Annotated in this window: 18 protein-coding genes; 7 read left to right on the forward strand and 11 right to left on the reverse strand. The window is 65.8% G+C overall.

Features of this window, described 5'->3' with window-relative positions; genetic code table 11:
- Both A9975_RS19310 and pilM read right to left on the reverse strand, forming a co-directional pair.
- Positions 1 to 645 carry a PilN domain-containing protein gene (locus tag A9975_RS19310; protein ID WP_183034192.1) on the reverse strand — a complete coding sequence of 215 codons (645 nt, stop codon included), beginning with the start codon at positions 643 to 645 and terminating at the stop codon, positions 1 to 3.
- Between the two features lie 18 nt (positions 646 to 663).
- Positions 664 to 1,734, reverse strand: coding sequence for a type IV pilus assembly protein PilM (gene pilM, locus A9975_RS19315; RefSeq protein WP_183034193.1), 1,071 nt, complete (start codon positions 1,732 to 1,734; stop codon positions 664 to 666).
- A gap of 371 nt (positions 1,735 to 2,105) precedes the next feature.
- Between pilM and A9975_RS19320 the strand changes: the two genes are divergently transcribed.
- Positions 2,106 to 4,478, forward strand: a complete 2,373-nt coding sequence (locus A9975_RS19320; RefSeq protein WP_150985728.1) for a penicillin-binding protein 1A — start codon at positions 2,106 to 2,108, stop codon at positions 4,476 to 4,478.
- 78 nt (positions 4,479 to 4,556) lie between these two features.
- Here the strand turns inward: A9975_RS19320 and cyaY are convergent, their stop codons facing one another.
- Positions 4,557 to 4,892 carry an iron donor protein CyaY gene (gene cyaY, locus A9975_RS19325; RefSeq protein WP_043350301.1) on the reverse strand — a complete coding sequence of 112 codons (336 nt, stop codon included), beginning with the start codon at positions 4,890 to 4,892 and terminating at the stop codon, positions 4,557 to 4,559.
- Positions 4,893 to 5,057: 165 nt separating this feature from the next.
- Here cyaY and A9975_RS19330 point away from each other — a divergent pair, with 165 nt between their 5' ends.
- The 3 genes from A9975_RS19330 to A9975_RS19340 are packed head-to-tail and all read left to right on the forward strand — an operon-like array spanning position 5,058 to position 6,789.
- Positions 5,058 to 5,309: a hypothetical protein gene (locus A9975_RS19330; protein WP_183034194.1), complete on the forward strand. Its 252-nt coding sequence runs from the start codon at positions 5,058 to 5,060 to the stop codon at positions 5,307 to 5,309.
- A gap of 2 nt (positions 5,310 to 5,311) precedes the next feature.
- Complete coding sequence (gene lysA / locus A9975_RS19335; protein ID WP_183034195.1) at positions 5,312 to 6,580, forward strand: diaminopimelate decarboxylase; 1,269 nt, start codon at positions 5,312 to 5,314, stop codon at positions 6,578 to 6,580.
- 47 nt (positions 6,581 to 6,627) lie between these two features.
- The gene (locus A9975_RS19340) at positions 6,628 to 6,789 is read left to right on the forward strand and encodes a hypothetical protein (protein ID WP_183034196.1); all 162 of its coding nucleotides are present in this window, start codon (positions 6,628 to 6,630) and stop codon (positions 6,787 to 6,789) included.
- Positions 6,790 to 6,792: 3 nt separating this feature from the next.
- On the opposite strand, the gene msrQ is transcribed toward A9975_RS19340, so the two are convergent.
- From msrQ to A9975_RS19380, 8 genes are all read right to left on the reverse strand, one after another.
- A complete protein-coding gene (gene msrQ / locus A9975_RS19345; RefSeq protein ID WP_370564997.1) occupies positions 6,793 to 7,476 on the reverse strand; it encodes a protein-methionine-sulfoxide reductase heme-binding subunit MsrQ in 684 nt (227 codons plus the stop codon).
- A gap of 14 nt (positions 7,477 to 7,490) precedes the next feature.
- Positions 7,491 to 8,492 (reverse strand): protein-methionine-sulfoxide reductase catalytic subunit MsrP, encoded by a 1,002-nt coding sequence (gene msrP / locus A9975_RS19350; protein ID WP_183034198.1) that lies wholly within the window; start codon positions 8,490 to 8,492, stop codon positions 7,491 to 7,493.
- A gap of 222 nt (positions 8,493 to 8,714) precedes the next feature.
- Positions 8,715 to 9,539 carry an anti-sigma factor gene (locus A9975_RS19355; RefSeq protein WP_183034199.1) on the reverse strand — a complete coding sequence of 275 codons (825 nt, stop codon included), beginning with the start codon at positions 9,537 to 9,539 and terminating at the stop codon, positions 8,715 to 8,717.
- On the reverse strand, positions 9,536 to 10,093 hold the full coding sequence (locus tag A9975_RS19360; protein WP_183034200.1) for an RNA polymerase sigma factor: 558 nt from the start codon (positions 10,091 to 10,093) through the stop codon (positions 9,536 to 9,538). The genes A9975_RS19355 and A9975_RS19360 overlap by 4 nt, the downstream gene beginning before the upstream one ends.
- A 24-nt stretch (positions 10,094 to 10,117) precedes the next feature.
- Entirely contained in the window at positions 10,118 to 10,558 is a 441-nt protein-coding gene (locus A9975_RS19365) for a hypothetical protein (protein WP_183034201.1), read from the reverse strand.
- Between the two features lie 149 nt (positions 10,559 to 10,707).
- The gene (gene ccsB, locus A9975_RS19370; RefSeq protein ID WP_183034220.1) at positions 10,708 to 11,880 is read right to left on the reverse strand and encodes a c-type cytochrome biogenesis protein CcsB; all 1,173 of its coding nucleotides are present in this window, start codon (positions 11,878 to 11,880) and stop codon (positions 10,708 to 10,710) included.
- Positions 11,881 to 11,925: 45 nt separating this feature from the next.
- Complete coding sequence (locus tag A9975_RS19375; RefSeq protein ID WP_183034202.1) at positions 11,926 to 14,103, reverse strand: cytochrome c biogenesis protein ResB; 2,178 nt, start codon at positions 14,101 to 14,103, stop codon at positions 11,926 to 11,928.
- 158 nt (positions 14,104 to 14,261) lie between these two features.
- Complete coding sequence (locus A9975_RS19380) at positions 14,262 to 14,921, reverse strand: cytochrome c (RefSeq protein WP_043350320.1); 660 nt, start codon at positions 14,919 to 14,921, stop codon at positions 14,262 to 14,264.
- Between the two features lie 570 nt (positions 14,922 to 15,491).
- On the opposite strand from A9975_RS19380, the gene yihA reads away from it, so the two are divergent.
- The 3 genes from yihA (at position 15,492) to A9975_RS19395 (ending at position 18,921) form a co-directional block, all read left to right on the forward strand.
- Complete coding sequence (gene yihA / locus A9975_RS19385; RefSeq protein WP_183034203.1) at positions 15,492 to 16,238, forward strand: ribosome biogenesis GTP-binding protein YihA/YsxC; 747 nt, start codon at positions 15,492 to 15,494, stop codon at positions 16,236 to 16,238.
- Positions 16,239 to 16,568: 330 nt separating this feature from the next.
- Positions 16,569 to 17,561 carry a porphobilinogen synthase gene (gene hemB, locus A9975_RS19390; RefSeq protein ID WP_150985740.1) on the forward strand — a complete coding sequence of 331 codons (993 nt, stop codon included), beginning with the start codon at positions 16,569 to 16,571 and terminating at the stop codon, positions 17,559 to 17,561.
- 10 nt (positions 17,562 to 17,571) lie between these two features.
- Positions 17,572 to 18,921 carry a magnesium transporter CorA family protein gene (locus A9975_RS19395; RefSeq protein WP_183034204.1) on the forward strand — a complete coding sequence of 450 codons (1,350 nt, stop codon included), beginning with the start codon at positions 17,572 to 17,574 and terminating at the stop codon, positions 18,919 to 18,921.
- Positions 18,922 to 18,944 lie beyond the last annotated feature (23 nt).

Consider the following 18,944-nt stretch of genomic DNA (forward strand, 5'->3'; position numbering starts at 1 on the left):
TCAGCCCTTTCCGCCTGCTGGCGCACTCGCGCCGGCGAGGCCGGCCTTGCCCTTCTTGCCGTCCTCCGGCGCTTCCGGCGCACGGTAGGCAAAGCGCATGGAGAAATCGAACAGGCGCCGCTGCTCGCGCAGGTTGTTGGTCATCATCACGGCCTTGGATTCGCCCAGCTCGGCCTTGTCCAGCCACTGCACCTGGCTAAGGTTGCGCAGCAACTCCGACACGCGCTCGTTCGACTGCGCGATGCCGGTCACGGTAAAGGCGTCGCCGGTCTGCTTGAGGGTGGTCAGGTATACGCCCTCGGGCACCTGGCGCACCAGTTCCTCCAGCAACTGCACGGGACGGTTGCGCTCGTTCTGCAGGCCCTCGATGGCCTTCTGCCGCTGCAGCAGCCCTTCAATATCCTTGCGCAGCGTATTGACCTCGCGGATCTGCCCATCCATGCGGTTGTTCTCTGCGAGGAGCACCTGGTTCAGGCTGGACACGGCATCGACGCGGTGATCGATGTACATGCCGCCCATCAACACCACCAGCGCGCCGGCGCCGGCCGCGCCGCCCAGCAGGGCGTAGACCTTCTTGCGCCGCGAAGCCCTGCGGGCTTCGTGGTAAGGCAGCAGATTGACTGTCGGGATCGAATTGATAGACATGCGGCTTCCCTCGCTGGCTTACTGCAGGCCGCGCAGCGCAAGCCCGGCGCTCACGATGTATGCCGGCAGGTCGCGCTGCAGATAGCGCTCGTTGACCTTGACGGCTGTCATCATGTTGGCAAAGGGGTTGGCCAGCGTGGTGGTGATCTCGGTTTGCTGCTCGATCGCGGCTTGCACGCCGACCAGCGACGCATGGCCACCGGAGAGCAGGATCTCGTCGACCCGGCCGATGCTCGAAGCTGACAGGAAGTTGCGCACGGCGCCTTGCACCTCCACCGCCAGCGCCTCCAGGGAGGGCTTGAGCAACTGGGTGCGCCAGGCTTCGGGCAGCGTATTCTTGCGCTTCTTGATCTCGGCCTTGAGCGCGTCCAGCGTAAACATGCGCGCCGCGCTCTGGGTGAGCTGGTCGCCGTAGCTGTTGAGCGGCTGCTCGTAGAGCTCTTTCCAGCCTTGGTAGAAGATCGCCTTGGAGCGGCTGCCGCCAAGGTGGATCACGGCCACCACGGGCAGCTCCTTGGCATCGGTGGCGCTGATGTCGGCGGACACGCCAAGCATCTGCACCACGGAGCGCTGCACCGCGTATTCCTCGACGTCCATCACGTGCGGCTTGAGTCCGGCCATCTCGGCAGCGGTCACGCGCTCCTGCACACGGTCGCTGTTGGCAGCGGTAACGCGCACGCCGATGCCCCCCTCGGTTTCGCTGGGGCCGATCACCGCAAAATCGAAATTGACGGCCTGCGATGGCGGATAGAGGCGATGCGCCTCGGATTCCACCTGGACGTAAAGCTCGTCCTCGGACAGGTTGTCCGGCAGGCTGACGGTCTGCGATTCGGTCAGCATCGAAGGCACGCCGAGCACCACCTCCTTGGTGCGGATGCCGGCTTTGCCGAGGGCGCGCTTGAGAGCGATGCCAACGGCTTCGATATTGACCACGTTGCCATCGGCAACGGCATTACGGTCCAGCAGTTCGCTGGCACATTTTTCCAGCCGATAGTCGTTCTTGCCACTGCCCACGGACAGCTCGACTACCTTAACGCTGGACGACCCGATGTCAACGCCGACCGTCGTACGGCGCAACAACCCCGACAAGATACCTCGCCGCAAGGTGACCCCCTGACCGTTGAACTCGCCTTGGCTTGGTTGCTCTAATTTGGCGAGTCTGTATTGTTTCTTGGATGAAACGTTTTGCTCTTTTAGTTGGTGGATTCTCACCAAAAAACGGGGCGCTGGCAATGTGCCGGTTTGACCACGATTGCTTTTCATCAACACCCCTCACAAAGCGTTGCCAAAATCCCACGGTGCCCCTCGCCCTACCCGCTTCGCCCATCTTTTCGTTTCATGCAGATCTCAATCCCATTACATCTTGTAACAGCGCGATAGCGGCGTGCGCGCCACAGCGTGCCGGGTGCGGAGTATCCCGGGAGATATAATCCCGGCACCTCTAACTAGGTATTTCCCTTATGGCCACAGCACAACAGAAGCCGTCCCTACCTGCCCGACGTCCGATCTGGATGCGGCTGACCTTTTGGGCCCTGGGCCTGCTGGTAGCCGGGATCGTGGCGGTGGCACTGCTGGTGGGATACGCGCTGCTGGTGGCCGCGCCCAACCTGCCATCGCTCGACACCATCACGGATTACCGCCCGAAGATCCCATTGCGGATCTACACGGCCGACAACGTGCTCATCGGTGAGTTCGGCGAGGAACGGCGCAATTTCGTGCCAATTGCGGAAATACCGGACGTGATGAAGAAGGCCGTGCTGGCCATCGAGGACGATCGCTTCTACGAACACGGCGGCGTCGACTTCGTCGGCGTGCTGCGCGCCGGGCTGGCCAACCTGCGTGGCGGCCTGTCGCAGGGCGCCTCCACCATCACCATGCAGGTGGCGCGCAACTTCTTCCTCTCCAGCGAGAAGACGTACACCCGCAAGCTGTATGAAATGCTGCTGGCCTACAAGATCGAGGCCAACCTGTCCAAGGACCAGATCCTCGAGCTGTACATGAACCAGATCTACCTGGGGCAGCGCGCCTATGGCTTTGCCAGCGCGGCCCGGGTCTATTTCGGCAAGTCGATCAAGGACGTGACGCCGGCCGAGGCCGCCATGCTGGCCGGCCTGCCCAAAGCGCCGTCGGCCTACAACCCGGTGGTCAACCCCAAGCGCGCCAAGGTGCGCCAGGAGTACATCCTGCAGCGCATGCGCGACCTGCGCTACCTCACGCCCGAGCAATACGACCAAGCCATCCACGAGGAACTGAAGGTGCGCGGCGAGGGCAATGAGTTCTCCACCCACGCCGAGTACGTGGCCGAGATCGTGCGTCAGTTGATGTACGCGCAATACCGCGAGGAAACCTACACCCGCGGCCTGACCGTGTACACCACGCTGAACAAGCCCGACCAGGACGCGGCCTATGAGGCGGTGCGCTCGGGCATCATGAATTACGAGCGCCGCCACGGCTACCGTGGCCCCGAGGCCTTTATCGACCTGCCCGCCGGCGCGGACGAGCGCGAGCAGGCCATCGACGACGCGCTGCTGGAGCACCCGGGCAGCGACGACCTGCGCTCGGCCGTGGTCACCAGCGTGACAGCCAAGCAGGTCACCGCCACGCTGCTATCCGGCGAAGTCGCCACCATCGAAGGCCAGGCGCTGCGCTTCATCGCGCCGTCGCTGGCGGCCAATGCGCAGCCCAAGGCCAAGATCCGGCCGGGCGCGATCATCCGCGTGACGCAGGACGAAAAAGGCGCATGGACGGTCACGCAGCTGCCGGAAGTATCCGCCGCCTTTATCTCGCTCAACCCGGAGGACGGCGAGATCCGCTCGATGGTTGGCGGTTTCGATTTCAACCGCAACAAGTTCAACCACGTGACGCAGGCCTGGCGCCAGCCCGGCTCCAGCTTCAAGCCGTTCATCTACTCCGCGGCGCTGGAAAAGGGCTTCTCCCCCGCCACGGTGATCAACGACGCGCCGCTCTCGATCAGCGATAACGGTGGCCAGGTCTGGGAGCCGAAGAACTACGACGGCAAGTTCGAAGGCCCGATGACCATGCGCCGCGCGCTGGCCAAGTCCAAGAATCTGGTGTCGGTGCGCATCCTGCGCGCCATCGGCACCCAGTACGCCCAGGACTACATCACGCGCTTCGGCTTCGACGCCGACAAGCACCCGGCTTACCTGCCGATGGCGCTGGGCGCGGGCAGTGTCACGCCGCTGCAGATGGCGGGCGCTTACTCGGTGTTTGCCAACGGCGGCTACCGCGTCAACCCCTACCTGATCCAGAAGGTGGTCGATTCGCGCGGCAACGTCATCTCCGAAACCAAGCCGCAGCGCGCCGGGCAGGACGCGGTACGCGTGCTCGATGCCCGCACCGCCTTCATTGCAGACTCCATGCTGCGCGACGTGGTGCGCACCGGCACGGCCAACAGCGCCAAGCAGCGCCTGGGCCGCAACGACCTGGCCGGCAAGACCGGCACCACCAACGACGCCGTCGACGCCTGGTTCGCCGGCTACACGCCCAAGCTGGTGGCGATTGCGTGGATGGGCTACGACCAGCCCAAGAGCCTGGGCGTGCGCGAGACCGGCGGCGGCCTGGCCCTGCCGATCTGGGTGGGCTACATGGGCAAGATGCTAAAGGGCGTGCCAGAGCTGCCCGAACGCCAGGCCCCGGAAGGCGTGGTCATGGTGGGCGGCGACTGGACCTTCGAGGAAAACGCGGGCGGCGCCGGCGTGGCTTCGGTTGGCCTTGGCGATCCATGGCCTGGCAAGCCGGACGAAAGCACACAATCGCCCGCCGACGTCGAGGCAGAGAAGAAGCGCATCCTGGAAATGTTCGGCGGCGGCTGAGGGGCGCCGCCGGGACAGCTTCCCGCCAATGAAAAAGCCGGCTTCGCGCCGGCTTTTTTCGTGCCTGGGCGAGAGCGCTCAGGCCAGTTTCAACGTCACCCCCGCCTGCTGGCTCACATAGCCCGATAGCGCCGCATACAGCTCGCCGCCGCCGCGCGTATCGACCCAGCGCTGGCCATCATGGCGAAAATGGAAACCGCCCGAGCGCGCGGCCACCCACAGTTCCTGCATGGGCGCCTGGCTGTTGACGATGATCTTGGAGCCGTCTTCGAATTCGAGCTCCATGAGATTGCCGGCACGGTTGATTTCGATGTCGGCGTCGGCCGCGTCGGCGGCGGTTTCCACCGCGCTTTCCAGCCGGTCCAGCTCTTGCTGGGCCAGCGCCAGGAACTCACTTTCACTCATGGGGGGCATGCTAAACTCCAAGACCGCCGGCCAGCGCCGCTATAGCGATGTAGTGCCGTAGCCGGCAGCGTATTGAAAAGTACTTCGTATTTCCGGTGGCCCCGCCGCGCTCCGCTTGAGGGACACTCCGGGACGATCGGGGACGACCCTGGACGACATTTTAAGGACGACCCGATGTTGCGTCGTGTTGCGATTGTATCGGCGTTTGCCGCCAGCCTTGCGATGCCCCTGCTGTCGGGATGCGGCATCCGCGGCCCGCTGGTGATGCCCAAGCAGCCTCCCGCACCGGCGCAGCCGGGTGTACCGGATCCCGGCCTGGGCAACCCGGCCGTGCCGAATCCGGCCGCTCCCCGGGGTCCCGCCTCCACTGCGGCACCCGCCACGGCCCCGGACGCAGTGCCGGCCGCCACCCCCACCGCCAAATAACCATGACCGCCTTCTTCCATCGTCACGACGGCGCCCTGAGCGTCGAGCACGTGCCGCTCGCGCGCATTGCCGCCGAATACGGCACCCCTACCTACGTCTACTCGCGCGCCGCGCTGACCGCCGCCTACCAGGCCTACGCCGCTGCGTGCCAGGGGCGCCGCGCGCGCGTGCAGTACGCCATGAAGGCCAATTCGAACCTGGCGATCCTGCAAGTCTTTGCCAGGCTCGGCGCGGGTTTCGACATCGTGTCTGGCGGCGAGTTGCAGCGCGTGCTGGCAGTGGGCGGCGATCCGCGCAAGGTCGTGTTCTCGGGCGTGGGCAAGACCGCCGCCGAGATGGAACTGGCGCTCCAGCACGATGTGCTGTCGTTCAACGTGGAGTCGATCCCCGAGCTGGACCGCCTCAATGCCGTGGCCGGCCGCCTGGGCAAGCGCGCGCGCGTGTCGCTGCGCATCAACCCGGATGTGGACGCCAAGACCCACCCGTATATCTCCACCGGTCTGAAGGGCAACAAGTTCGGCATCGCTTTCGAGGACGTGTTGCCGACCTACCGCGCCGCCGCCGCGCTGCCCCACCTGGAAGTCGCGGGCATCGACTGCCATATCGGCTCCCAGATCACTGAGGTCGCCCCTTACCTGGAAGCGCTGGACAAGGTGCTGGACGTGGTGGAAGCGCTGGAACGCGAAGGCATCAACCTTGAGCATATCGACGTAGGTGGTGGACTAGGCATCACTTACGACGACGAGACCCCGCCGGACATCACCGGCTTTGCCCGCACGCTGCTGGACCGCGTGGCAGAGCGTGGCCATGGCCATCGCGAGGTGCTGTTCGAGCCGGGCCGCTCGCTGGTGGGCAACGCCGGCGTGCTGCTGACCCAGGTCGAGTTCCTCAAGCCGGGCGCCGCCAAGAACTTCTGCATCGTCGACGCGGCCATGAACGACTTGGCCCGCCCTGCCATGTACGAGGCCTACCACCGCATCGAGCCCGTGCAACTGCGCGAGGCCGCGCAGGCCACCGCCCTGACCTACGACGTGGTCGGCCCGGTGTGCGAATCCGGCGACTGGCTCGGCCGCGACCGCGCGCTGGCGGTGCAGCCGGGCGACCTGCTGGCCGTGATGTCAGCTGGCGCCTATGGCTTCGTCATGAGCTCCAACTACAACACCCGTCCGCGCGCGGCCGAAGTCATGGTCGACGGCGACGACGTGCACCTGGTGCGCGGCCGCGAGCACGTGGCTGACCTGTTCCGCGACGAACGCCTGCTGCAAGGCTAAGCACCCGCCCTCCCCGCCACCGCGCCAAGCTGCCGGCAACACTCACCGTGGCCGTCGACAACTTCGACAAGCTGCGCGGCCTGCACTTGTTCAGCCCGGACGACGCCGTGCCGGCGGTGCTGGCCGGGGGACATCTTGAAGCCCTATGGCTCCCCCAGGCGGGGCAGCCGCCCCGCCCTGCCGAGCGCGAAATTACGCTCTGCCTTTGAGTTCTACCGTTGTGCCTTGAGGCCAGTTGCAGGCTTGCGCCACCACCACCAGACCCGCATCGCCAGCAAGCCGAACACTACGGCGGCATAGATCGATACCGTGCCAAAGTCGTGCTTGCCTGCCTTATGCCACCAGTAGTGCAGGATCGCCAGCACGGCGATGGCATACACCGCCCGGTGCAACCCTTGCCAGCGCTTGCCACCCAGCCACTTGACCATGGCATTGGCCGAGGTGGCCGCCAGCGGCACCATCAGCACGAAGGCGGCAAACCCCACCGTGATGAAGGGGCGCTTGGCAATGTCCTTGATCATGTAGGCCACATCGAAGCCCCGGTCCACGGCAAGCCACAACAGGAAGTGCTGCAGCGCGTAGAAGAAGGCAAAGAGCCCAAGCATGCGGCGCAGCCGGATCAGCCAGTTCCAGCCCGTGAGCCGGCGCAGCGGCGTCACCGCCAGCGTGACGCACAGCATGACCAGCGTCCAGGTGCCGGTCGAGCGTGTGACGAACTCCAGCGGATTGGCGCCGAACTGATCGGTAAAGCCGAGATAGAGCAGCCGCAGGAAAGGCAGCATGGCAAGCAGCCACACCGCCATCTTCGCCGTGCGCACGCGTTCCGGCGCAAGCGTCGCGAGCCCGGGCTGCCCGGCCGCTCGCGACGGACGCACCGCCTCGCGCGACGGGGACATATCCGGGGGCGCCATCAGAAGAACTTCCGCAGGTCCATGCCCTGGTACAGCGACGCCACTTGCTGCCCGTAGCCGTTGAACGGCAGCGTCTTGCGCTTGGGCGCGAACAGCGCGCCAAAGCCGCCGCCTTTGTCCTCGCCGATGCGGCGCTCGGTAGCCTGGCTCCAGCGCGGGTGATCCACGTCCGGGTTCACGTTGGAGTAAAAGCCATACTCCTGCGCCGCGGCGAGGTTCCAACTGGTGGCGGGCTGCTTGTCGACGAAGCGGATCCTGACGATGGACTTGGCGCTCTTGAAGCCGTACTTCCAGGGCACCACCACGCGCACGGGCGCGCCGTTCTGGTTGGGCAGCACCTCTCCGTAAAGTCCAAAGGCCAGCAAGGTCAGCGGGTGCATCGCTTCGTCCATGCGCAGCCCTTCGGTGTAAGGCCAGTCCAGCACGCGGGCGCTGACACCGGGCATCTGCTTCTTGTCGTTGAGGGTGACGAACTCCACGTACTTCGCGCCCGGCTGCGGCTCGACGCGGCGGACCAACTCGGCCAGCGCGTAGCCGCTCCACGGAATCACCATCGACCAGCCCTCCACGCAGCGCAGCCGGTAGACCCGCTCTTCCATCGGCATCAGGCGCACGAGTTCGTCGATGTCGTAGACCTTGGGCTTCTTCACCAGGCCTTCGACCGCGACCTGCCACGGCCGGGTCCGCAGCGTGCCGGCATTGCGCGCCGGGTCCGCCTTGTCGGTGCCGAATTCGTAGTAGTTGTTGTACGTGGTGACGTCCTCGTAAGGCGTGCGCTTCTCGGGCACTACGAAGGCATTGTTGGGCGTGGCCGGCAGTTTCTGCCCGCGCGGCGCCTGGGCATGCGCATCGCGGGCGAACCATGGCGCCAGCGTGCTCCCCGCTGCGCCCGCTGCAGCCAGCGCCAGCAGGCGGCGCCGTGCGTCGAAAACACCGCGGGGCGTGATCTCGCTGGCGGCAATATCGTCGCCGCGCAGCCATTTCGGAGAGGGGATCAGCATCGTTGTTCCTCGTTGCGTGCCAAATGCAAAATGCGGTTCACCGTTCGTGCCTGTCCCGGGTGGGGCCGGCCTGCACGATTGGACTTGGGCTTGAGTCGGTTGGTGCGAGGGAATCCTGACAACTTTTTCAGGGCCCGACGTCGCCGTCGCGTCGCCTGACCTACGTACGCATTGCAGCCGGCAATCGGATGCGGGGCGCTCCGCGCAACGCATGACCGAGGCTCAACCGCCCTGATACTGCCGGTAAACGGCCTCAGCCAGTGCCAGCAAGGGTGCGCGTTCCAGCGGCCCGGCCAGCGCGAAGCCAAGATCCCGGTCTACCCAGTAGAAGGCCATGGTACGCGCCGCGGCGGCGGAACGCTCACTTGGCCCCGGGCCCATGCGCTCCAGCCGGAAGCCCGTATCGGGCGTGTCGCGCGCCATGTGCCGCAGTTGCAGCGACAGCCGGGTGCCGTCGTCGGCCTCGTACATCAGGATGGCCGATGGGCCGCCCTCGGCCACGCCAAGACGGCCCCCGATCAGGTGGAATCCCTGAGCGCGCAGGTCCGGCACCCGCAGCGGTGCCCCCAGGCGCTTGGACAGCCAGGCAACAAGATGGGCTTCATCGGTGGCCGCCACCTCGACCGGATGGCGCACCTCCGGCGCATAGACGACGTGGCTGGCCAGCGCCTCGCGCGCGAAGCGCTCCACCGACGGCGCCCCGGCCGCCAGCGTGTCCGCGCGATCGTGCGCAATCCACCCGATTGCCCCGCCTGCCGCCAGCGAGGCAATGCTGGCGGCCAACGCCATGCCCCAGCCGGCGGGTCGCCGCGCCGCATCGCGGCTACTGCCCCGCAGCCTTGGCGCAAGTGCCGTTAGCGGCACCGGTTCGTTGAGCACGCCGTCGAAGGCCGCGTGCAATTCGTCTGTCTGCCGCCGCCAGCCTGCCACGCGCTCCCCGGCCTCGGGATGGGCGGCCAGGTACGCCTCCACCTCGGCGCGTCGGGCGGGGTCGAGCTGGCCATCGGCATAGGCGTGGAGATCGGCTTCGTTGACTGGGGACATCATTTGACTCGCTGCAGTCCGGCCGCATGGCCGGCGGCCTGCGGGTTCGCCTCGGCCGCCTTGGCTGGCGCGCCGTCCATCAGCATGCGCATCTGCTCCCGAGCCCGCGACAGCCGGGACATCACGGTGCCCACCGGCACCGCCAGCACCTGCGCTGCCTCGGCATAGCTGAGCTGCTCCAGGCCGACCAGCAGCATCACCGCGCGCTGCGCCTCGGGCAAGCGGGCCAGCGCCCGCGCCAAATCCAGCCGCAGGCCGGGCTCAGGCGCAGCACTGGGTACGTCGGGCAGCGTGTCGGTATAGGTCACAAGGTCGGCGCGACGGTATGCGTTCACGCGCAGCCGGTGCATCATGGTCAGCAGCCAAGACAGCAGGCCATCCGCGCCATCGCCCCACCAGGCGCCCGCGCGCAGGCGAAAGCGCCAGCGGTAGCGCAGCGCGCGCTCCAGCGTGTCCTGCACCAGGTCGTCGGCGGATGCCGTGTCGCCGGTCAGGCCCCGGGCGTGGCGCCGCAAGCGCGGCGCCAGCGCCACCAGTTGGCGGTCGAAGCCGTCCATGCCGTCAGGCTGCCCCGGCCCGTATCAGGGCGTTGCCGCGTGCCAGACGTTGTTGAAGTTGTCGCCCGTGCGGTCGCCCGGCTTGGCATCCTTGGAGAAACGGTAGAGCGGCTTGCCGCGATAGGCCCATTGCTTGCCGCCATCGTCGCGCGTGATCACGCTGTAGTCGCCCGTGGCGCTGGTGCCGGGCGCGGCCATCAGGGGCGGCCAGTTGGTGGCGCAGCCGCCGTTGCAAGCGCTCTTGCCGGCCGTGTCACGGTCGAACGTGTAGAGCGTCAGGCCCTGGGGATCGGTCAATGTGCCACCGGCAACCTTCACCGTGGGCGGCATATCGCCGGCGCTGCCACCCATGCTGCCCATGCCCGAACAGGCGGACAGCAGGACCGCTGCAGAAGCGAGCGCGAGCACGGCGGGACGGGACAACGATGCGAGGGAAGCGACTGCGTTGGGACGGGAAAGGGCCATGATGTCGATCTCCATGCGATGCGGCACCGCCAGCCGGCGCCGTCCCTTCAGTAAACACCGGATGTGACGGCTTTATTCCATTCGGGCGAAAAAAAACCTGCCGCATCGGCGCGATGGGCAGGTTTTCTCGTTGCGGCGCAACACCCGGGTCAGAGCTCGCCGTAGCTATGCAGGCCGGAAAGGAACATGTTGACGCCCAGGAAGGCGAAGGTCGTGACCAGCAAACCCACTAGCGCCCACCAGGCCGCCATGGTGCCGCGCAGGCCCTTCATCAGCCGCATGTGCAGCCAGGCCGCGTAGTTCAACCAGACGATCAGGGCCCAGGTTTCCTTGGGGTCCCAGCTCCAGTAGCCGCCCCAGGCCTCCGCCGCCCACAGCGCACCCAGGATGGTGGCGATGGTGAAGAAGGCAAAGCCCACTGCGATTGCCTTGTACATCACATCGTCGAGCACTTCGAGCGAGGGCAGGCGCTCGGCTAGGATGCCATGCTGCTTGAGCAGGTAGGCCACCGACACCATGGCGGCCAGGGCGAAGGTGCCGTAGCCGATGAAATTGGCCGGCACGTGGATCTTCATCCACCAGCTCTGCAGCGCGGGCACCAGCGGCTGGATCTCGCTCGCATCGCGGCTGACCGTGTACCACAGCAGGAAACCGACCGCCGCCGATACCACCAGCATCACGAACGGCCCCAGCGCACGGGTCTTGTAACGGCCTTCGTAATACAGGTGGAACAACGAGGTGATCAGCGTGAACAGCACGAACACTTCGTACAGGTTGGAGATGGGGATGTGGCCGATGTCCGCGCCGATCAGGTAGGACTCGTACCAGCGCACCAGCATGCCGGTAAAGCCCAGCACCACCGCTGCCCACACCATCTTGCTGCCGATCTGCAGCCCGGTCTCCGAGCGCGCCAGCAAGCCGCCCCAGTAGAACAGGGTGGACAGGAACACCAGGGCGCTCATCCACAAGATGGCGGACTGGCTCGACAGGAAGTACTTGAGGAAGAAGGCCTGCTCGGCGCGCGGCAACTGGCCCTGGTAGAGCTGGATCGCGAACAGCGACAACACGGTCAGCGTCACCATCAGCAGCCGCACCGGCTTCCAGTGCCATCCCAGCAGCGCGAAGGTAGGCACCGCGGCGATCAGCACGCCCTTGTCGTAGACATTCATCCACTCGCCGTAGCGCGCTAGCGCGAAGCCCGCGCCAACTGCCAGCATCAAGGCAAAGAGCCAGTCGACCCAGCCCAGCCGGCGCAGGAACGACGGCTCCAGGTAGGCCTGCTCGGCGCCACTCGCGGCAACGCCTGCCGGACTCTCGTGCATGCCCGGCCTGGCCTGATTCACATTCGAAGACATAGTGGTTCCTGCTTAATTGCGGGCGCTGGTCGTGTCGATACTGCCGGCCGCGCGGCCTACATCGTCGCGCAGCGCGACAAACTCTTTCTCGAAATCCAGTGTACGGCGCTGCGTGGACATGGCCATCAGCACATGGCTGGCGGCGCCCTGTCCCCCGGCGGAATCTGCGGGATCCTTCACCCAGAGCCAGACGCGGCGCTCGCGGATGTAGAACATCGAGAACACGCCCAGCACCAACAGCAGACAGCCAAGATACACGATGTTCTTCCCTGGCGCACGGGTCATCTGGAACACGCTGGCCTTCACTTCCGTGAAGTCGTCGAGCTGCAGGAAAACCGGCGCGGTGTAGAAGAAACTGTCGGACAGTGCATTGATGGCCTGCTGCATGAAAGCGCCGCTCTGGGCACTATTTGGCACTACCGGCAACTTGTCTTGCGCGCGCGCCAACTGCCAGAGCTCCCACATCGAGCCATTGAGGATCTTCAGCAGCACATCCGCGGCTTTCTGTTGTTCGGCCGGCGGCACGGACTTTTCCAGAAAGGCGGCAATCGCGGTGAAGCCGCCCGGCGGGGCTTGCGGGTTGCTGCGCGAGGCGCCGGCAAACAGGTCGAGCGCGCGCAGAGCGCTCTCGGCCAACTGGCCGCGCAATACTTCGCGATCCTCGCCCGGCATCGAGGCAAGTGCGAAGCGGCGCGCGGCTTCGCTGCGCATCGCGCGGTCCTGCAGCGCGGCTCGCAAGCGCATCCAGTCCGCCACGCTGTTTTGCTCGTCGGCCGGGATGCGCAGGTAGCGGAACGGCTCGCTAGGCGTATCCCGCATGCCGGCAAGGAAGACCGACTGGCCGTCGAGTTGCACCGGCACCATATAGTTGTTGAATTCGCGGGCCTGGCCGTTGCGGTCGCGCAACTTGTACTGCACCGAAGGGCCAACGTTGCGCAACTCCTTTGCACGGTCAGGATTGACTGCCGAGCCCAGGTGCGACTCGAGCTTCTCGTTGAGCGACTTGCGCGCAACGCCACGCGCGTCCGGCTTGCCCGATGCATCGGTGACGTTCTCGATATTCATCAGGCGGAAATCGCTGAACTCGACCGTCAAGCCCTCGGCGTCGGCCGCGTTGCCCGTGCCGCTCAGTGGCGCGTTGGCGCCCACGGTGCCGGCAAAGGCAAAGGTCTTGTCGCTAGTACCCTGCATCGGGTAGCCAACGAACTTCAGCTTGGAGCCACCATCCTCGAAGCTGGACTGGTAGATGGCCACGCCATCCACCACCAGCGGCTCGTTGACCTTGATGGTGGCCTCGGTCTTGCGGCCGGTGGCGCGGTCGGTGATGACCACGTCGGAGGCGAACAGCTTGGGCATGCCGGTCGAGTAATGCTCGACGGTGAACTTCTTCAGCGTGATATTGAACGGCAGGTCCTGCACCAGCGCGCCGTCCGAGATATTCAGGATAGCGGTGGACACCGTCGAGCCTTCCGGCACGAAGGCGTTGCCGCGAAAGCCCGGATTGTTGACCGACAAACGGTGCTCGGGCGGGATGTCGTTGATCACGGCGTTGCCGCTGATCGGGCTCTTGCCGCCGAACCACATCTGCGCGCGGATCAGCATGTCGCCATCGAGCAGGCCGCCGACGCAGATCACCACGATGGCGGTATGCGCGAGGATGTAGCCCAGCTTGTTGGCCGCGCCCGCCTTGGCGGCCAGCAAGGTGGCGCCCTCATGCGCAACGCTCTTGATACGGTAGCCGCGATTGGCCAGCAGCGCGGTGAGACGCGTCACCGCATCGGCGCGAGGACGGCCCGAATCGAACTCGGCGTGATGGTGGAAGGACCGCAGGCTGCGCTCACGCACATGGTCCTTCCACGAGCGCATGTCCTTGATCATCTTGGGCGCGTTGCGGGTCAGGCACAGCGAGGTGGAGATCACCAGGAAGGTCAGGATCAGCAGGAACCACCAGGAGCTGTAAACCTTCTGCAACGACAGCGCGTGGAACAGGTCAGCCCAGAAAGGACCGAACTGGTTCACATAGTTGGGATAGGGCTCGTTCTGCTTGAGGACGGTGCCGACCACGCTGGCAATCGCAATCACCGTCAGCAGCGCGATGGCGAAACGCATCGAGGACAGCAGCTCAACCGCGTCGCGTAGCAGGCGGTGAGAAGTCTTCAGGTGCAGTCCTGACGTGGAAGCGGTGGACATGTGCAGTGGGGCCCTCGGCCTTGAAATGAAAAAGGGTGGACTTGCTCGCGCAGGCCACCCTCTTCGATTGTTGCCGGGCTGCTTGGTTGCACCTGGGCGTGGCGCCTCGCGAGTGGCGAGGCCCGCTGCGGTGCTCCGGCTACCCGGCGCGGAACGACTTAGCGAATCCCTGCGACGTAATCGGCCACAGCCTTGATCTCGGCGTCCGACATCTTGGCGGCGATGGTGGTCATCACGGGATTGTTCTTGCGAGTGCCCTGGCGGAACGCAACCAGTTGCGCTTCAGTGTACTCGGACCATTGGCCGCCGATGCGCGGGTACTGGGCGGGAATGCCGGCGCCGGTCGGGCCGTGGCAAGCCGCGCAGGCCGGCACGCCCTTGGCCGCGATGCCGCCGCGGTAGATCTTCTGGCCGGCCTCGATGGTGTCCTTGTTCTTGGCGGTGGCAGGCTTGAGGGTCTGCTTGGCCAGGTAGGCGCCGACGTCCTTCATTTCCTGCTCGGACAAGGCGGCCGCGTACGGCGACATGATGGCGTTGTTGCGAGCCTTGGCTTTGAAGTCGTCGAGCTGCTTGTGCACGTATTCCGGGTGCTGGGCGGCCAGCTTCGGGTTGGCGGCGCCGCCGCTGTTACCGTTGGCGCCATGGCAGCTCAGGCAAGCCGGGACATTGCGATCAGGGGCACCTTGCGTGTAGAGGGTTTCGCCCTTGGCCGGATCAGCCTTTGCGGCGGCCTGCTCTGCGGCAGATGCCAGACCGGTCATGGCAGTTGCCGGCAGAGCCAGCGCCACAACAGCCAGAAGTTTCGCAATGCGGTTCATTCGCACACCTTGTCTGAATTGTTTTGAAATCCATGGGGCACGCCGTTCAGGACACTGCCCGCGGTGAGGACGCGATGGACAGGCACTTTGACATCGGAAATTCATCACGACGGACCGCCGGCTCGCCTGAAGCCAGAAAACGCCCAGACGAAAGCCGGATGGCACCGCCCCCGTGCGAACGAGAGCGGCAGACCGTGCGAATATCCCGGTAGCAGGCCCAGACCCCCGGTTGGCCCTCTTGCGCCGGCGCCGGGTTTCGGCGCCGTAACAGGGACTAGACCAACAGGCTTGCTACCACGATGGAACGGACACGCAAGACTTCCCTGCCAGATAAATGCGCGACCAAGGATGCCGCGCGTCACCTAATCGGGAGGCCGTTAACCGCGTTATTGTACAATAAATCGTGTGCCGGATAGAGGATGTGCGCGCCGCGACGCGGCCAGACGCCAGCCCCGGCCATCCAGGCGGCCACATGTGCCGCCCACATCACTCACATCGGCGCGGTGACGCCGGCGAACCCGCCTGAATCCAGGCGGCAGCCCGCCCCCACCCGCCCCATCGCCCAAGCGCATGTCCCTCCTACATCAGGCCCGCTTTTTCGTTACCGTCAATCATCTGCGCGACCTGCCTGCCACGGCCGTGCCGGAAGTGGCGTTCGCCGGCCGCTCCAACGCCGGCAAATCCACCGCCATCAACATCCTCTGCAACCAGAAGCGGCTGGCTTTCTCGTCGCGCACGCCGGGCCGCACCCAGCACATCAACTTTTTCGGCGTGGCCCCGGTCAAGGCGCCGGACCCGCTCGCCTTCCTCGTCGACTTGCCCGGCTACGGCTATGCGCAGGTCTCGGGGTCGGCCAAGTTCCATTGGCAAGCATTGCTGAGCGACTACGTGCAGACCCGCTCGCAACTGTCCGGACTGGTACTGATGATGGACGCGCGCCGCCCCTTTACCGACCTGGATTGCCAGATGGTCGAGTGGTTCCTGCCCACAGGCCGGCCCATTCACGTGCTGCTGACCAAGGCCGACAAGCTGACCAACAGCGAGAACGCCCTGGCCCTGCGCGAAACCCGCAAGGTGCTGGCCGGCTACGCAGAGCAGCTGGACACGCCCGTGCCCCTGACCGCGCAGCTGTTCTCCAGCCTGAAGCGCCGCGGCATCGAGGAAGCCCAGCGCGTGGTGGCGGGCTGGCTGTCCCTGCCCGAGGCGCTGCCGCCCGCAGCCCAGGAGAGCAAGGCCGCAGTTGCGCGGCAAGCTGAACCGGAAGCGGAACCAGATACCGCTGCGGACGATGCGCCTCCCGACACGCCCGCGAACTGATCTGCTGGCGCCAAAAAGCGTACCCACCCCTGCGCCCGCCCTGCTGCCGAATCGACAAGTCAATCGGTAAATGAGCCGGCAAAAAAAACCCCGTTGCAAGCAACGGGGGCGAACTTTCCCACCGGTTAAGGGCGGGTACCCGCTCAGGGAGGAGTAGCGGGGGACGCTGCATCACGCAAGCGCAACGCAGAGTGTCCGCGAGTATGATAGCGGGCGAGATCAAAAGTTTAGTTTTTCTTTCGCAAGCGGCCTGGCCAGGCACTCGCCAGCCACATCGCGCCAGCCGCCCGGCAGACTCCCGCACTTCTTTTTCGACTCCTCTCTCAAGCCATGTCCACATTTCCCGAGTACCGTCCGCGCCGCATGCGCCGTGATGATTTCTCACGCAGGCTGATGCGCGAGAACCGCTTGTCGCCAGATAACCTGATCTATCCGGTATTCATCGTCGACGGCCATAACCAGCGTGAGAGCGTGGCGTCCATGCCCGGCGTGGAGCGTCTGTCGATTGACCTGCTGCTGCCGGTGGCGGAAGACTGCGTGAAACTCGGCATCCCGGTCATCGCGCTGTTCCCGGTGATCGATCCGGCCTTGAAAACGCCCGACGGCATCGAGGCGACCAACGCCGAAGGCCTGATCCCGCGTGCCGTGCGCGCGCTCAAGGACCGCTTCCCGGAACTGGGCGTGCTGACCGACGTGGCGCTGGATCCGTACACCAGCCACGGCCAGGACGGCGTGCTGGACGACGACGGCTATGTGATCAACGACGTCACGGTGGAGATCCTGGTCAAGCAAGCGCTGACGCAGGCTGCGGCCGGCGTGGATATCGTGGCGCCCTCGGACATGATGGACGGGCGCATCGGCGCCGTGCGCGCGGCGCTGGAAGACGGCGGCTATATCCATACCCGGATCATGGCTTATTCGGCCAAGTTCGCCTCGGCCTTCTACGGCCCGTTCCGCGATGCAGTGGGCTCGGCGGCCAACCTGGGCAAGGGCAACAAGATGACCTACCAGATGGACCCGGCCAACTCCGACGAAGCCTTGCGCGAAGTGGCGCAGGACATCATGGAAGGCGCTGACATGGTGATGGTCAAGCCCGGCATGCCTTACCTCGACATCCTGCGGCGCGTGAAGGACGAGTTCCGTTTCCCCACCTACGTCTACCAGGTCAGCGGCGAGTACGCGATGCTCAAGGCCGCAGCCCAGAATGGCTGGCTGGATCACGACAAGGTCATGATGGAATCGCTGCTGGCCTTCCGCCGCGCCGGCGCCGATGGCATCCTGACCTATTTCGCACGCGACGCCGCTCGCCTGCTCACGCGCTGAACCGGCCCGGATGCAGCTGCTAGGCTTTTCCGCCAGCCAGGTCCATCCGCTCGCCTCGCTCGACGCGGCGCGCGACTTCCTCGCCGGCAATGCAGCGGCCCGTTTCGTCTGGGTCGACACGCCGATCGAGGAAATCAGCGCCGCGCCGACGGCCTGGCGCGACAGCGTCCAGGCGCTGACGGGCGCCCCGGTGCTGGACCTGCATCTCATCGATGCCACCAACCCGTCGCATCCGTCGTATTTCGATACGACCCATGTCTACGACATGGTGATCTTCCGCAAGCTCACCTTCGAGACCAGCCGGCTGATCGCCGAGGCTGGCGCAGAGGGGGCCGCGGCATCCGGGACGAGCGCGACTGCAACGGCGGCAGCCTCGGCCACCGCCGCGGTGGACATGCCGACGATGCCGGGCCAGCCCGTGGCTTCGGCCACGGCATGCGCGACAGCCGGCCCGCAGTCCGCGGCAAAACCCAGTACGCCAGCCAAGCCGCGCCGCTACCCGCCGGGCTTCCTGCCCGCGCTGGCCAAGATAGATACCCAGCCGGTCACGTTCTTTGTCTTTGACAACGTCCTGCTGACGGTACGGCCCGCGCAATCGCGCACGCTGGACCAGGTGCGCCAGCGCCTGCTTGAGCTGTGCCAGGCGCCGCGGCCGCAAGCGGCGTCAAAGACACGAGCCAACGGCCACGCCGCGCTGGTGCATGGCATCCGCCCGCCAACGCGCCCGGAAGACCTGATGCTGCGGCTGCTCAACGCCATGGTCGACCGCTATCTGGACCTGCGAGCGCCGCTGACGCGCCAGCTCGACCGGTGGCAGCGCGCGCTGCTTAACGCGCGGCGCAGCTTTTCCAGCTGGGAGGGCTTGCTCGATGCCCGCATCGAGTTGCGGCGGCTGGAGCACCTGTGCGAGGAGCAGCACGACGCGCTGCAAGAGTTCCGCGACAGCCTGCTCGACAACAGCTATAGCATCGCGAGTGAAGGACCCGCCGCAGGCACGCCAGGTGCGCCAAGCACGGCGGGCCGCGACGATGCGCTGCTGGTGCGGATCAACGACGTGATGGAGCACATCTCGCGCGTGCTCGCGCATGCGCGCCGGCTGGAGGACTCGATCGAGTCCGCGGTGCAGATTCACTTCTCTTCGGTAGCGCACCGCACCAATCGCACCATGCGCACGCTGACACTGATCACCGCGCTGTTCATGCCGCTCACGCTGATCACCGGCATCTTCGGCATGAACTTCGACCGCATGCCATGGCTGCGCGAGCCCCAGGGCTTCTGGTGGTCGCTGGGGCTGATGGGAGCTGTGGTGGTGGTGCTGGCCGCGGTATGGGCGCTGGGGCGCCGGCTGGAGAAAGGCTAGCCGGCGCCAGCCGAAGCTACCGC

The organism is Cupriavidus sp. UME77 (assembly GCF_014170355.1).
Lineage (GTDB): Bacteria > Pseudomonadota > Gammaproteobacteria > Burkholderiales > Burkholderiaceae > Cupriavidus > Cupriavidus basilensis.

Excerpts from the sequence above, each read along its gene's own strand:
- A9975_RS19310 (WP_183034192.1), bottom strand. The coding sequence starts at position 645 with ATGTCTATCAATTCGATCCCGACAGTCAATCTGCTGCCTTACCACGAA.
- A9975_RS19320 (WP_150985728.1), top strand. The coding sequence starts at position 2,106 with ATGGCCACAGCACAACAGAAGCCGTCCCTACCTGCCCGACGTCCGATC.
- cyaY (WP_043350301.1), bottom strand. The coding sequence starts at position 4,892 with ATGCCCCCCATGAGTGAAAGTGAGTTCCTGGCGCTGGCCCAGCAAGAG.
- A9975_RS19330 (WP_183034194.1), top strand. The coding sequence starts at position 5,058 with ATGTTGCGTCGTGTTGCGATTGTATCGGCGTTTGCCGCCAGCCTTGCG.
- lysA (WP_183034195.1), top strand. The coding sequence starts at position 5,312 with ATGACCGCCTTCTTCCATCGTCACGACGGCGCCCTGAGCGTCGAGCAC.
- msrQ (WP_370564997.1), bottom strand. The coding sequence starts at position 7,476 with ATGTCCCCGTCGCGCGAGGCGGTGCGTCCGTCGCGAGCGGCCGGGCAG.
- msrP (WP_183034198.1), bottom strand. The coding sequence starts at position 8,492 with ATGCTGATCCCCTCTCCGAAATGGCTGCGCGGCGACGATATTGCCGCC.
- A9975_RS19355 (WP_183034199.1), bottom strand. The coding sequence starts at position 9,539 with ATGATGTCCCCAGTCAACGAAGCCGATCTCCACGCCTATGCCGATGGC.
- A9975_RS19360 (WP_183034200.1), bottom strand. The coding sequence starts at position 10,093 with ATGGACGGCTTCGACCGCCAACTGGTGGCGCTGGCGCCGCGCTTGCGG.
- A9975_RS19365 (WP_183034201.1), bottom strand. The coding sequence starts at position 10,558 with ATGGCCCTTTCCCGTCCCAACGCAGTCGCTTCCCTCGCATCGTTGTCC.
- ccsB (WP_183034220.1), bottom strand. The coding sequence starts at position 11,880 with ATGCACGAGAGTCCGGCAGGCGTTGCCGCGAGTGGCGCCGAGCAGGCC.
- A9975_RS19375 (WP_183034202.1), bottom strand. The coding sequence starts at position 14,103 with ATGTCCACCGCTTCCACGTCAGGACTGCACCTGAAGACTTCTCACCGC.
- A9975_RS19380 (WP_043350320.1), bottom strand. The coding sequence starts at position 14,921 with ATGAACCGCATTGCGAAACTTCTGGCTGTTGTGGCGCTGGCTCTGCCG.
- yihA (WP_183034203.1), top strand. The coding sequence starts at position 15,492 with ATGTCCCTCCTACATCAGGCCCGCTTTTTCGTTACCGTCAATCATCTG.
- hemB (WP_150985740.1), top strand. The coding sequence starts at position 16,569 with ATGTCCACATTTCCCGAGTACCGTCCGCGCCGCATGCGCCGTGATGAT.
- A9975_RS19395 (WP_183034204.1), top strand. The coding sequence starts at position 17,572 with ATGCAGCTGCTAGGCTTTTCCGCCAGCCAGGTCCATCCGCTCGCCTCG.